This is a genomic window from Chromohalobacter canadensis (assembly GCF_034479555.1).
Taxonomy (GTDB): Bacteria; Pseudomonadota; Gammaproteobacteria; order Pseudomonadales; family Halomonadaceae; genus Chromohalobacter; species Chromohalobacter canadensis.
In genome coordinates, this window is the sequence record NZ_CP140151.1 from 1,991,647 (window position 1) to 2,004,161 (window position 12,515).

10 protein-coding genes are annotated in these 12,515 nt (G+C 60.6%); 3 read left to right on the plus strand and 7 right to left on the minus strand.

Features of this window, described 5'->3' with window-relative positions:
* Positions 1-43: 43 nt before the first annotated feature.
* The 3 genes from phrB to SR908_RS09555 all read right to left on the minus strand — a co-directional run bounded on the left by phrB (position 44) and on the right by SR908_RS09555 (position 2,879).
* Positions 44-1,465 (minus strand): deoxyribodipyrimidine photo-lyase, encoded by a 1,422-nt coding sequence (gene phrB / locus SR908_RS09545; RefSeq protein WP_246924473.1) that lies wholly within the window; start codon positions 1,463-1,465, stop codon positions 44-46.
* Positions 1,466-1,492: 27 nt separating this feature from the next.
* The gene (locus tag SR908_RS09550) at positions 1,493-2,410 is read right to left on the minus strand and encodes a MerR family transcriptional regulator (protein ID WP_075369389.1); all 918 of its coding nucleotides are present in this window, start codon (positions 2,408-2,410) and stop codon (positions 1,493-1,495) included.
* An 88-nt stretch (positions 2,411-2,498) separates the two neighbouring features.
* On the minus strand, positions 2,499-2,879 hold the full coding sequence (locus SR908_RS09555) for a sirohydrochlorin chelatase (RefSeq protein ID WP_246924476.1): 381 nt from the start codon (positions 2,877-2,879) through the stop codon (positions 2,499-2,501).
* A 161-nt stretch (positions 2,880-3,040) separates the two neighbouring features.
* On the opposite strand from SR908_RS09555, the gene SR908_RS09560 reads away from it, so the two are divergent.
* Complete coding sequence (locus SR908_RS09560) at positions 3,041-3,937, plus strand: TIGR01777 family oxidoreductase (RefSeq protein WP_246924479.1); 897 nt, start codon at positions 3,041-3,043, stop codon at positions 3,935-3,937.
* A gap of 22 nt (positions 3,938-3,959) precedes the next feature.
* On the opposite strand, the gene rapA is transcribed toward SR908_RS09560, so the two are convergent.
* The gene (gene rapA / locus SR908_RS09565) at positions 3,960-6,902 is read right to left on the minus strand and encodes an RNA polymerase-associated protein RapA (protein ID WP_246924482.1); all 2,943 of its coding nucleotides are present in this window, start codon (positions 6,900-6,902) and stop codon (positions 3,960-3,962) included.
* Positions 6,903-7,021: 119 nt separating this feature from the next.
* The gene (locus SR908_RS09570) at positions 7,022-7,825 is read right to left on the minus strand and encodes a TlpA family protein disulfide reductase (RefSeq protein ID WP_246924485.1); all 804 of its coding nucleotides are present in this window, start codon (positions 7,823-7,825) and stop codon (positions 7,022-7,024) included.
* A 137-nt stretch (positions 7,826-7,962) separates the two neighbouring features.
* Here SR908_RS09570 and SR908_RS09575 point away from each other — a divergent pair, with 137 nt between their 5' ends.
* The gene (locus SR908_RS09575; RefSeq protein ID WP_246924488.1) at positions 7,963-8,211 is read left to right on the plus strand and encodes a hypothetical protein; all 249 of its coding nucleotides are present in this window, start codon (positions 7,963-7,965) and stop codon (positions 8,209-8,211) included.
* A 9-nt stretch (positions 8,212-8,220) separates the two neighbouring features.
* Here the strand turns inward: SR908_RS09575 and SR908_RS09580 are convergent, their stop codons facing one another.
* Positions 8,221-8,637: a hypothetical protein gene (locus SR908_RS09580; protein WP_246924491.1), complete on the minus strand. Its 417-nt coding sequence runs from the start codon at positions 8,635-8,637 to the stop codon at positions 8,221-8,223.
* Between the two features lie 549 nt (positions 8,638-9,186).
* Between SR908_RS09580 and SR908_RS09585 the strand changes: the two genes are divergently transcribed.
* Positions 9,187-10,527, plus strand: a complete 1,341-nt coding sequence (locus SR908_RS09585; RefSeq protein WP_246924494.1) for a site-specific integrase — start codon at positions 9,187-9,189, stop codon at positions 10,525-10,527.
* A 659-nt stretch (positions 10,528-11,186) separates the two neighbouring features.
* Here the strand turns inward: SR908_RS09585 and SR908_RS09590 are convergent.
* Positions 11,187-12,512, minus strand: coding sequence for an ISL3 family transposase (locus tag SR908_RS09590; RefSeq protein ID WP_246924497.1), 1,326 nt, complete (start codon positions 12,510-12,512; stop codon positions 11,187-11,189).
* Positions 12,513-12,515 lie beyond the last annotated feature (3 nt).

Below are 12,515 nucleotides of genomic sequence, written 5' to 3' on the forward strand. Positions count from 1 at the left end.
CTCCGAAAAGGGCGTGGGGCTGTGGCTTGCGCTTGGGGGTGGGTTACGTCGTCAGTGACTTGAAGGCGTCCAGCGCGCGTTGACGTGCTGCCTTGTGGTCGACGATGGGTGTGGCATAGCCGGTCCGGCGGCGTTGCGACTCGTCGGGGAAAAAGCGTGACTTGACGGGGAGCTCGGCCAGTTCGGGGAGCCATTGCGCGATGAATCGCCCCTCGGGGTCGAAACGTTCCGCCTGCGTGGTGGGATTGAAGATACGGAAATAGGGCGCGGCGTCGGTGCCAGTGGAGGCGGCCCACTGCCAGCCGCCATTGTTGGAGGCGAAGTCGCCATCGATGAGATGCCGCATGAAGAAGGCCTCGCCGCGACGCCAGTCGATCAGCAAGTGCTTGGACAAGAACATCGCCACTACCATGCGCAGGCGATTGTGCATCCATCCACAATGGACGAGCTGGCGCATTGCGGCGTCGACCAGGGGGTAGCCTGTACGCCCTTCGCACCAAGCCTGAAACCCCGCGTCATCGTCGCGCCAGGCCAAGGCCTTTGTATGCGACTGAAAGGGGCAGTGGCGATTGATGTCGGGAAAGCTGGCGGCGATATGCAGATAGAACTCGCGCCAGACCAATTCATTGGCCCAGGCGGTGAGGCCGGCATCGCCGTCGGCCAGGTGGCCCTCGTTGTTGCTCATCACCGCGTGCAGGCACTGGCGATGCGAGATCATGCCCAGCGCCAGGTAGGGCGACAGTTCGCTGGTGCCGGGGAGTGCGGGGAAATCTCGCTGGCGCTTGTAATGATGGCCGCGAAAACGCAGGAAGCGTTCGAGGCGGTCGCCGGCTTCGTCCTGTCCCGCGGGCCACAGACTCGGGTCGAGTGGCGCGTCGGCCATCGCCTCGAGATCGCGAGAAGGCGGCGGGTCGGCGTCGATAGCCAGTTGGGCTTGGGGCTCAGGTTCTTCCACCAAGGCGATGCGGCGTGACGCCAACTGGCGATGCCAAGCCTTGGCGAACGGCGTGAACACGCTATATGGCTCGCCCTTGCCGGTGAGCAGCTCGCCGGGGGCGTAGGCGACGGCATCGGTATGGCCCCATACTGCCAGCCCGTTCGCCTGGAAGGCAGATTCCACTGCCGCATCGCGGCGGCGTTCGTTGAGAGGATATTCGCGATTGAAGTGCAGCGCGCTGGCGCCGTGAGTGCGCGCCAGTTCGAGCAGTGCTGCGGGCGCCTCGTCGTAGGTCGCGATGCGTCGTTGCAGCAAGGGGATATTGAGACCGGCCAGGTGCTCACGAAGCGCTGCTGCGCCACGCAGCCAGAAGTCCACCTTGTTGGCGCCGTGGTCGTGATGTTGCCACTGCGGAAGGCTGGTCAAGAAAATGGCGATTACCGGTCCGCGTTCGGCGGCGGCATGCAAGGCGCGGTTATCGAAGGTTCGCAGGTCGCTGCGGAACCACATCAATTGCACATCGGACATGGCCCATCCCTGGCGCAGGTGTAAGGGTTAGCGTCCCAGCAGCCCATGCAGGCGGCTGAGCGCGGCGGGTAATTCGTTGCCGAGCGTGGCGACCTGGGTGTTTTCCAGTTCCGCACCGCGGATGCGTGCCACGGGGCCAACTAAGCACAGCGGCATCTCGAGTTGCTCCGCCAAGCGCGGCAACTGACGCCGAATGAGATCGCTGCGCTCGGCATATCCGCTAGTCATGAGCACGGCGTCTGCCTTGAAGCGTTCCGCGGCCAGCGGCAACTCGTTGAGCGGCAGGTCGGTATCCAGCCATTCGACCCGAAATCCCGAGGCAGACGCGACCAGCGCCAAAAGCAACAGGCGCAAAAGGTCGCGCTCCTCGGGCAGGCGCAATAGCAGTAGACGCGCCCCCCGTGAGGCTTGGTTGGCGTGGTAAAGGCGAATGCCGACCCGCGTGCGCAAGAAGCTTTCCAGCAAGCGGCGCTGCAACTCGGCACCGAACTGATCGCTCCAGCGTTCCTCGAGTTGATCGATCACCGGCTGCCATAACTCGGTCACGCACAAACCCGCGGGATAAAGCGCCATGCTGCGACTGAACAGGGCCTCCAGCGTATCGTTATCCAGCGCGTCGACGGCCTGCAGCAGTTGCTGGCGTTGGCTTTCCCAGTCGCTGATGTCTGGCGGTGGGGCATCATTGGCTGTGGGCTCGGCCTGCTCGAGCAGATCGCGTACTTGGCTGACGGGAACACCCCGGTTTAGCCATTGCAGAATGCGTTCGACGCGGCGTATGTCCTCGCGTGCGTAGAGACGGTGTCCCTTTGGGGTACGCTGCGGGCGGATCAGGCCGTAGCGGCGCTCCCAGGCGCGCAAGGTCACGGAATTGACGCCGGTCAGCCGTGAAACCTCGCGGATCGGGTACAGCGGCGAACTGGCCGGATCCATCGCCTGTTCACTCATGCGCTTAGGTGCCTCCTGTGAATCTTGCCACTTAGCATGGGGGATGAAGTTGTACGTCGCAATAGTTCTGTACAATCTCCATCACGTCCTATCTTTCCAGCGACGCCTCTACGCGGGATGTCACGATGCCCGCCAATGCTTCGACGAAGGCGGGGTGCTGGCCCACGGGGTCGAGCAGCGTCAGTGCCGCCTGCGGATATTGCTCGCGCAATGCCTCAAGCTGGGCTGGAACGTCCTGACGCAGGTGACGTCCGGCGGCGAAAAACAATGGCAAGATATCGAGGCGTCGATGGCCTTGGTCATAAAGTTCGGCGACTCGGGTTTCCAGCGAGGGTTCGCTTAGTTCCATGTAGGCGATGACAGCGGGGGTTTCGAGGCGTGCGCGAAGATCGTGTTCGAGCGTCTCGAAAGGCGCGCGCCAGCGCGCATCGCTGGAGCCATGGGCAAGTAATATCAAGGCGTGGCTCATTGAGCGATCTCCTATGGTATTGACGTGGCGCCTTGCGTGGCGACGACAGCCGCGTGGCGGGTGGCCATGAGCTATGCTGTTCGCTCAGGCCAATGCATATTTACCTGGACAACTCTAGCAAACTGTACAACGGTCGTATAATACGTATTCGGAGAGTCATCATGCGCATACTGATCACCGGCGGTAGCGGTTTCGTCGGACGGCTGCTCTGCCATCGTCTACATGAGGCTGGCCATCGGTTGCTAGTGGTATCGCGCTCACCCACCCGGGCGCAAACGCATCTGCCCGAGGACATCGAGATCCGCGAGTCGATCATGGCATTTGCAGACGACGCCCCCGAGGCGATCGTCAATCTCGCTGGCGAGCCCATTGCCGACAAGCGCTGGAGCGAGGCGCAGAAAAAGCGTTTACTCGAATCGCGGCTGAACATCACGCGCGAGCTGGTGGCGTTGTGCGAGCGTCTGGAGACGCCGCCGCGGGTCATGGTCTCCGGGTCGGCCATGGGCTTTTACGGTGATCAAGGAGAGCGCGACGTCACCGAGCAGACGCCGCCCACCGATGAGTTCGCCCATCGCCTGTGCGCGCAATGGGAATCGGCGGCGCGGGCGGCCGAACCGCTGGGTGTGCGGGTCGCGCTGTTGCGTACCGGGCTGGTGCTCGATGCCGGTGGTGGCACGCTGAGCAAGCTGCTCCCGCCTTTCCGGCTGGGTCTCGGTGGTCGTCTGGGGAGTGGGCGTCAGTACATGCCGTGGATTCATCGCGAGGATCTAGTGCGCATCGTGCTGTTGTTGCTCGAGCGGGATGACCTCGAAGGGCCTTTCAACGCTTCCGCGCCGCACCCCGTCACCAATGCCGACTTCACGCGTACTTTGGCGCATCATCTACATCGCCCCGCGCTGATGAAAGTGCCCGCCGGGTTGCTGCGGTTAGCCCTGGGCGAGATGTCACGCTTGTTGCTGACCGGCGCCCGTATGCGCCCCGCGCGCCTCGAGGCGGCGGGGTTCACGTTTCACTATCCGACGCTGGACAGCGCCCTGAAGGCGATTCTCGGCCGCTAACGCGCGGCCTCTCAACTTAGATTTACTCGGGTGGGTCGACGGTGACGATCACGCGCACCGCATCGAGGCGCAGCCGCGTGGCATCGATGGCCGTATCCAACGCCTGACGCTCGTGGGCGAGGGCATCGATTTCCGCATCGCGCACTGCCGGGTTGTGGCGTGCCAAGGCCTTGAGGCGGGCCAGTTCGGTGTCCAGCGTCTCGCGCATGCGCGTCTGTGCAGCCTCGATGATGCTCGGCAACTCGTTCTCGGCTTCGCCTTCGGCGTTGGTCAACAGCTCGCGCAATTGCGCATGGCGCGACTTGATCAGATCTCGTGCCACGGCCTTCTTGACCTTCTTGAGGTTCTTCGCAAGGCCCCCGAACGAGACCTTCTGGGTCAAGTTGGCACCCGACTCGTCGAGCAGCAACCGAACCGCCGTGGGTGGCAAGAAGCGCCCGACATTCAGGTGCCGAGGCGCCGGACAATGGGTCCGGAACACCAGCTCGGCCATCAGTCGGCCACCGGGAATCGAGGGGTGCTGAAGCAGCGCCAGTGCGGTATTGCCCAGGGTGCCGTCGAGGATGCGCTCCATCATTTCGCGCACCAGAGGGTGTTCCCAGGAGAGGCGCTGCACGTCGTCGCGGGCCAGGGCGCGCTGCCGATCAAACGTCGCCGAGAAGCCTTCCTCGCCTTTGACCAGTCCCGGCAGGCCGTCGAGCATGTGCGGTCCCGCCAGCAGGTGCTGGATATCGTTACCCAGATCGCGACTCTCGACGCCGAACACGTCCAGAGCCTTGTCGACGTAACGTGGCAGTGTGGTGTCTTCGTCCAACTCGCGAATGGCCTCGGTGACGGCCTGGGCGCGTTCCGGGCGGCAAGCATTCCATTCCAGCAGCCGGTCGCGGCCGGCCTCATGCTCAGCGAGGCGACTTTCGAAATAGGCACGTGTTTCCTCGATGACTTCAGCGAGGGAGTCGTTATCGAGCAGGGAGTCGGCCACGGTATCGCCGAAAGCATTGTAAAGCTCGCTGCCGATGCCATGCGGGGCGTTGAAGGCACGCATGCCTTCGTCGTACCAGCGCAGCAGCCGCTCGCCGGGGCTATCTTCGAATACCGGCACGTAGATTTCGATGGCGTGTTGCTGGCCGATGCGGTCGAGGCGGCCGATACGCTGCTCGAGCTGATCGGGATGCGCCGGTAGATCGAACATCACCAGATGCCGGCAGAACTGGAAGTTGCGCCCCTCGGAGCCGATTTCTGAGCACACCAGCACCTGGCAGCCGTCTTCGTCGTCGGTGAATGCCGCCGCGGCCCGGTCACGCTCGATGAGCGTCATGCCCTCGTGGAACACCGGCGCCTGGAGACCGCCCAGCACGCGTAACGCCTCGCTGAGGTCGCTGGCGGTTTTGCGATCGTGGGCGATGACCAGCATCTTGTCGCGGCCCACTTCGGTCAGTCGTTCCAGCAGCCAGGTCACGCGCGGATCTATTTGCCACCAGGGCTCGGCGTTGAGTGCGGTGTCGCCCGGCGAGGCATCGCATTGCGCGCGATACATGGCATCCGGATAAAGCAGCACCTCGGGATGGTCGAGTCCGGTGGTGATCAGCAGGTCGTCGAGGTAGTCCATGTCGCGATCCAGCTTGCGTAGTTCGCGGCGGTAGCTGGACGGTGGAGTCAGGCGCGTGACGTGCAAATGGCGCTCGGGGAAGCCGGCGACATGGCGGCGGCTGTTGCGGAACATCACGCGGCCGGTGCCGTGGCGGTCGAGCAACTGCTCACGGAGTTGACGGCGGGCGCTCTGGTGCTGTGCCTCATCGCTTTCGGGGTCGAGCAGCGTCTCGAGCAGCGCCTGGCTGTCCGCATCGTCGATGACGGCGCCCACGGCGTCGCGATCCGCGGCATCGCCGGGCAGGCGTTCGAGGGCATCCACTGCCTCGGCGACCTTGGCGTACCCCGCTTCCTCGGCGGCGAAGGCCTCCAGGCTGGTGTAGCGCTCGGGATCGAGCAGGCGCAGGCGCGCGAAGTGGCCGGCTTGGCCCATCTGCTCGGGTGTGGCGGTGAGCAGCAGCACGCCGTCGATGACGCGTGCCAACTGCTCGACGCAGGCATAACCGGGGCCGCTGGCCTCGGGACTCCAGTCGAGGTGATGGGCCTCGTCGACGATCAGTAAGTCCCAGTCGCAGGCCTGGGCCTGAGTTTGACGGTGCGGATTGGCGAACAGCCATTGTTGACTGGCCAGCACCAGTTGGGCACTTTCGAAGGGATTGCCGGTGCTGTGCTGGCTTTGCTGTTCGTCGAGTAGCGTGAAATGCAGCGAGAAGCGGCGCAGCATTTCCACCAGCCATTGATGGCTCAGGCTGTCGGGTACCAGGATCAGGGCACGCTCGACACGTCCGGTGAGCAGTAGGCGATGCAGTATCAGGCCGGCCTCGATGGTCTTTCCCAGGCCCACTTCGTCGGCAAGCAGTACGCGCGGGGCATGGCGGCGCGAGACCTCGTCGGCGATGTACAGCTGGTGGGGGATGAGGTCCACACGTGGTCCGGCCAGGCCGTTCGCCGGGTTCTGGGCGATGCGGTGATAATGGTGCAGGGTGCGATAGCGCAGTTCGAACCAGTCGTTGCGATCGACTTGGCCGGTGAGCAGTCGGTCGCGCGCTTGCTGAAAGCGCATGCTATCGGCGAGGCGGCTTTCGGGAAGCTCGTCGTATTCGCCGTCTGCCGTCTCGACGATATAGACCAGCAACCCGTCGGTTTCCTTGGTGTCGTCGACGGTCAGGGTGCGGCCGTCGGCGGCTTCGATCCGGTCGCCGGCGCCGAAGACCACGCGGGTCAGCGGCGCCTGGCGAACGCTATAGGTGCGCGTTTCCTGGCTGGCGGCAAAGAGAACGGTCACGCTTCGTACGTCACAGCTCAGGATCGTGCCCAGCCCCAGCTCGGCTTCGCCGTCGCTGACCCAGCGCTGGCCCGGAATGAATTCGCTCATGATGCCTCGGGATGATGATGTAACGGTACGTGGCGCGCCATCTTGCCGGGAGCATGCAAGACGGCGGGGCGCGGTATTCTACCGGAAAGCGGCTAAGTGCTTAACAGGCGATTGCGTTTTCAGGTCGTGGGCGACAGCCAGCGCATGAGGTGCGCCGTGGATATCTCGCCCATCTGGTAATCGCGCAGCCTGCCATGGGCGTCGAGGCGCAGTGTCAGCGGCAGTTCGGGCATCCCGAAATAGGCCTGCAGGCGTTGTTGGGGATCGCGCAGATCATGGGTGAAGGAGACACCTCGGGCATCGAGATAACGCGCGGCTTGCAGCAGGGTCTGGCCTTCGTTGACCGTCGCTACGGTGGCGGCATCGCGATTCAGCTCGGTGAGCCGCGCCAACGTGCGGCGACATGCCCGGCAGTCGCTGCGCCACAGCACCACGATGAGCGGAGACGCCGACGCCAGCGTGTCGATGGACGTCGGCGTGCCGTCGAGTGCCTTCAATGTCAGGCTCGGCAAATTCGCGGGCAGGGGCTCGACCGCCAGCGGCTGCCAGGTATTCAATCCCCACCATAAAGCGCTACATGTCACGAGCGCGCCAGTGGCCCGTCGTATCTGGCGCGCGGACAGGTCGCGCAGGCGCCACAGCGTCCATGCGACGGCGCCGAGCAAGGCGCCCAGCGGGTGATATCCGGACTGCCACAACGTGATGGCCTCGAACGGCGCCTCTCGGTAAGCCTCGGGATGAAGGGCGATGTATACCAGACGAGCCCCGATCAACGCCGCCCCCAACGTACCGCTCAACCACTGGCGTCGCCGTGTGCGGGGGAGGCACAACAACGCGCCTAGCGCCAATAGGGCGAGCGCCGCGACGGCGGCATATAAAGGCGCAGGTGGCAGCGGCACGTGTCCGAGCATGATCGGCGGCATGGGACCCTCATGGTGGCGATGACGAATCGCGATGCCTGACACGTTACACTAACGCCCTTGGGGCCGCCTCTTTAAAGAGTGGTGGCTGGGTTGAAGTCCTCGCGCGGGGTCAGGGCGAGGCGGAAGGAGGAGCATGCATGGTGAGTTCGCGCTATGGAATCGATGGGTTGCGCGCGGCAGCCATCGCCAGTCAGGCCCTGGGATTCATTCTGATCATGACGCTAGAGACGTGTCTGGGCGATGCGGCGCGCCCCTGGCAGGGCATGACCCTGGCGTTGATGCTCCTTGCCGCATGCTGGGTGGCGCTGATGCGCCGCTATCGTCGCAATAAACAGCGCCGGTCCATGGCCGGACGGGACAGGCGAGCGAAAGAAGACGATGAGTGATGGGGCACATCAAGGCGCCAGCCTGTGCGGGCCCGAGTGTTGGCAGCGGCATGGATCAAGGGCCAGTAGCATCAGTTGCCAGTCACCGGGTAGCGGCATGGTCAGTACCCGCCAAGCACAGCTACGCGATGCACTGGGATGTTCGCGCGAGGCTTCCAAACAGCGTGCGCCTTGGCTGGTCAGTCGGGGCGCAAGATGCTCGAACTCCGCATTGTCGGCTTCCAGGCGTAGCGTGCTGGCGGGTGCCTCGGGGCGCTCTTCAAGCAGTAGCACATGACTGTTATGGCCTTCGCAGTGCAGTTCAAGATAAGCGCTGTACGGAGTACGCAACAAGATCGGCAATGCCAGATGCGTTTGCAGCCATTCCAGCAACGGGGTGAGTCGCGCGACATGAAGCGCGGCGGGTTCCAGCGATAAACGTTGCATGATGGACTCCCAAGACGCCGGTGGCGTATCCATCAGTATGGATGCTGACGCGCCGCTGGAAAGCACTGCATGGCTATGATGCGGATGCATAACGCCTATCGGCGTTTTTGGTGAGCGTTCTGATGAAGAGTAAGAAAGGTTGGCACATCCATGTGCCATTGAGCTTCCTAGCTTGGTCACGGTGTGCTTATTCGCCCAGGTTATCGATAACCTGAGTTAAATAGTTGTGGGACATTGCTGTAATGCGGAAGGCGAGAGAGTAACTGGAACCGGAGGGTGCTGTGTCTGGATGAAAAAAGCCCATGTCGATTCGATCGCATGGGCTTTTTCTGAATCTTGGTCGGAGTAGCAGGATTCGAACCTACGACCTCTGCCTCCCGAAGGCGTATTAGCGGTAAACCACGAGAAACCGATAGAAACATGAATCCCCTTTTAATCACATAAAAACAATGACTTGTAATATTTTTAATGATTGCTGCTTGTTGCTCTTGCATGCCCTATATATCCTGCTTCTGCTACCTATTTGCTACCTGGAAAGCGGAGCCTGTCATGGTCGGCAGCAGCAAGCAGAAGCTCACAACCAAGGCGCTGGAGCAACTATCGAAGACGCCTCCACCCGACAACGTCTTTGATACTGAGCTACCTGGTTTCCACATTCGGCCCAGTAAGCGCGGCCTGACCTTCCGTCTCTACTATCGCACTAAGACCGGACGGCAGCGAATCCTCACGATTGGACGATACGGCACTCTGACAGCTGCCCAAGCTCGTAAGGATGCCACCGAGGCATTGGCCATCGTGGCCCAAGGGGGCGACCCACGCGGTGTCATGGAGGAAGCTAAGGCTGAGGAGGAACGTCAGCAGCAACAGACGCTTCGCGCCTATCTGGATGGGCCCTATACCGTCGTGCAACGCAGGAAAAAGGACGGTGAGGCTACGTTGCGTCGCATCCGCCATGCGTTCGAGGGCTGGCTCGACACTCCGATGAGCGCGTTCACCCGCTCTGATGTAGAGCGCTGGCAGGGGAAGCGTGAGGCCAAGGGCGAGGCATTCGGTACCAGCGTGCGTAGCCTTGGGGCGCTCAAAACGCTGTTGGCTCATGCTGCAGAGCGCAAGGTGATACCAGCCAACCCGCTGACACGCATCAGTCTGCAAAAGCCGGCCATGACGGATGACGACATGGCTGAGCAGGCGGCCCAGCGTCGCTATCTGGAGCAAGAGGAGGTCGAGGCGCTGTTCGCTGGACTGAATGCGTATCAGGACAAAAAGCGCGAGCAGCGTCGCCTCAGCCGTGCCCATGGCAAGGTGTACTTGCCCGATCTCGGCAGCGTGGACTTCGTGGATCACGTCAAACCATGGATTCTGACCATGTACTACACCGGCTTTCGGCCCGGTGACATCACCGGCCTGCGCTGGGAGCACGTCAATCTGACGTTCGGCACCATTCGCAAGGTTATCGAGAAGACAGCGCATCATCATCCCGACCCGATGACCTTCCCACTGTCGTCAGCTGTTGTGGAAGTGCTCACCACCTGGAATCGGCAGCAAGGTGAGCCGACCACCGGCTTTGTATTCCCTTCATCGCGTAATGGCAAGCGCATGGATAGGACGGCGATGCAAAAGCCATGGGCGACGGTACGCAAGTTGTCCGGGCTGCCTGAAGATCTTCAGCTCTACAGCCTAAGACACAACTTTGCCTCTCAGCTTGTCATGGCGGGCATAGACCTGCTGACCGTCTCGAAGCTGATGGCGCATTCGGACATACAAACCACCATTCAGTTTTATGCCCACCTACGGCCTGATCACTCTCGGGATGCCGTTGAGACCTTCGCTCGACAGACTGCCGGACCCTTGCCTGAAGAAATAGGGGCCGCTGAGCCCTCTTTTGCGTGAAGTAAAAGGGCCACGACCCTGTAAGTTGCTGTGTTCGCCCATAGTTATCGAATTGCCAGGGTTGCAGTTTGTAAAAAATGATCGTCAAAGGCTTAAAATTCAGTTTTAAGTCAATTAGGCAGCACACGCCCCAGTTTCCACGATGGAAAATCTCATCTTTACTATCATGGAGACGCTTGGATGGCTCGTACCGCCCCTGACTATGATCAAGTTTTAGCCAGCGCGCTGGAGCGCTACAGAGCAGGGCTTGACCCTGAGTTAATAGAGTTACCAGAGCGTTCAGTATTTCCGTACCTGATACCTGCCCAACCGGCTACGGCGCGAAAAGCGAGGGTAACCGGAATGCTGCTTGGCATACCTGCGCCTCGATATGTCAAGCGTGGCCGAGCGGTTCGGTATCGGTTGGCCGATGTGTTGGGGTGGCTGTCGAATGCAGAACCTGTTGCAAGTACTGCTGCGGCTAACACTTATCTTTTATCCTTGAATAATAGTTGAGGACTTGCCCTGTATGTATTGTGCTTAGAGCCAGTTTTCTTAAAATTGGATGTAGAATTGCGGGTGGTCAAGTATGATCCGGGAGTTATTTTCGGGTATCCGGAATTGAGTGTGGGAACAGATGATTTTCTCTCTCCCTCAATTCCGGTATCAATGTAGAAACCTCAGGAAAAGTGGCCGCTTTCCAGCAGGTCGCAAAGCGTAGGGATATGTGGACCGTACTCAACCGTCCTGGGCACTTTCTCCAGACCAACAGATCTCGATAGGGGCCCCTGTTGAGGTTTGCCTTTCGGCTTTCGTCCTCTCAACTTGGTTGTTGGTTTACGCGCTTGCTTCTCGTAGATCAGTCGAGCACGCATGACCTCAAAGCTGTATCCGCGTCCCATCCGGTTAATGTCCTTTGCCAGCCGATTCACAGATTCAGTATAGGCGTTTGTGACCTGATGATCATAGAAGTTGAAAACCTCCCCCCACCAGTTCAATAACGCTGTGCGGGATGCCTCAAAGGCTGGCTCGATTGCAGGCGGCAGCGATCTCATCCATACCCTCGCAAACTCCTGCGCCTCAGCCTTGTTGCGGCACGAGTAGATGTTATGGAAGTTCTCCTTCGCCTCATAAGCCATAGCCAGTTCTGGATGAAGATCGAACCAGGACTGCATTTTTTCGCGCTGATCAAGCGACAGATTGTGCTCCCTCTCCAAAAGGATAAAGCGGTCGTCTTTCAGCTTCAGCCTCTGTCGAGTGTTGAGGCCTTTACGAATTTGTTTTCGCACGGCCTCCAGAGCCTCATTGGCCATGCGGATGACATGCCAGCGATCCACCACAATATCGCGACCTGGTAACTGCGCGTTCACGACATCCTTGTAGGTGCGCCACATATCCATCGTCACGACCTTTACCTTGTGCTTATCAGGCATAGCCTTGAAGTAAGTCATAAGGTCGGTTTTCCGACGGTTGGGCAGCAAGTCGTAGACAGCAAGCTCGTTCACGTTGGTGATCATGCACCGGTATTCGCCAATGATCTTCAGCTCATCAATCCCCAGAAACTCCGGCGTTTCAAACTTGATCTCTTTTCCAAGCCGGTGGACGTAGTCTTCGAAGATATTCTTGATCGTCTTTTCATCAATGCCAGCCTCGCGTGAAATCATTGCGAAGGTTTTCTTCATCGACTCCTGCTCGACGTATTTTATGAACCGGGTGGAGGCTTTCCGTTTCGGGTCGATGTCTGGCAGGTTTGAGAAAAAGGTCTTCCCACAACTTTTGCATCGGAAGCGAGCTCGGTCCACGCGGAGCAGTACGGGCTTTCCATGCATCGGGGTATCGATGTAGTGCTGTTGCTGAGTACCGTGTCTATACGGACCCTCAGCCTGGCAATGTGGGCATCGCCCAGGGATACCCTGACCATCAACCTCGATGACGTAGTGATCACCCTCATCAATCAAGTTGCTGGATTGGAGGGTATCCATGTTTAGCAGGTCAAATTGGCGCATCGC

What these genes read in the sequence shown, in the direction of transcription:
- phrB (WP_246924473.1), bottom strand. Translation starts at nt 1,465, where the DNA reads ATGTCCGATGTGCAATTGATGTGGTTCCGCAGCGACCTGCGAACCTTC.
- SR908_RS09550 (WP_075369389.1), bottom strand. Translation starts at nt 2,410, where the DNA reads ATGAGTGAACAGGCGATGGATCCGGCCAGTTCGCCGCTGTACCCGATC.
- SR908_RS09555 (WP_246924476.1), bottom strand. Translation starts at nt 2,879, where the DNA reads ATGAGCCACGCCTTGATATTACTTGCCCATGGCTCCAGCGATGCGCGC.
- SR908_RS09560 (WP_246924479.1), top strand. Translation starts at nt 3,041, where the DNA reads ATGCGCATACTGATCACCGGCGGTAGCGGTTTCGTCGGACGGCTGCTC.
- rapA (WP_246924482.1), bottom strand. Translation starts at nt 6,902, where the DNA reads ATGAGCGAATTCATTCCGGGCCAGCGCTGGGTCAGCGACGGCGAAGCC.
- SR908_RS09570 (WP_246924485.1), bottom strand. Translation starts at nt 7,825, where the DNA reads ATGCCGCCGATCATGCTCGGACACGTGCCGCTGCCACCTGCGCCTTTA.
- SR908_RS09575 (WP_246924488.1), top strand. Translation starts at nt 7,963, where the DNA reads ATGGTGAGTTCGCGCTATGGAATCGATGGGTTGCGCGCGGCAGCCATC.
- SR908_RS09580 (WP_246924491.1), bottom strand. Translation starts at nt 8,637, where the DNA reads ATGCAACGTTTATCGCTGGAACCCGCCGCGCTTCATGTCGCGCGACTC.
- SR908_RS09585 (WP_246924494.1), top strand. Translation starts at nt 9,187, where the DNA reads ATGGTCGGCAGCAGCAAGCAGAAGCTCACAACCAAGGCGCTGGAGCAA.
- SR908_RS09590 (WP_246924497.1), bottom strand. Translation starts at nt 12,512, where the DNA reads ATGCGCCAATTTGACCTGCTAAACATGGATACCCTCCAATCCAGCAAC.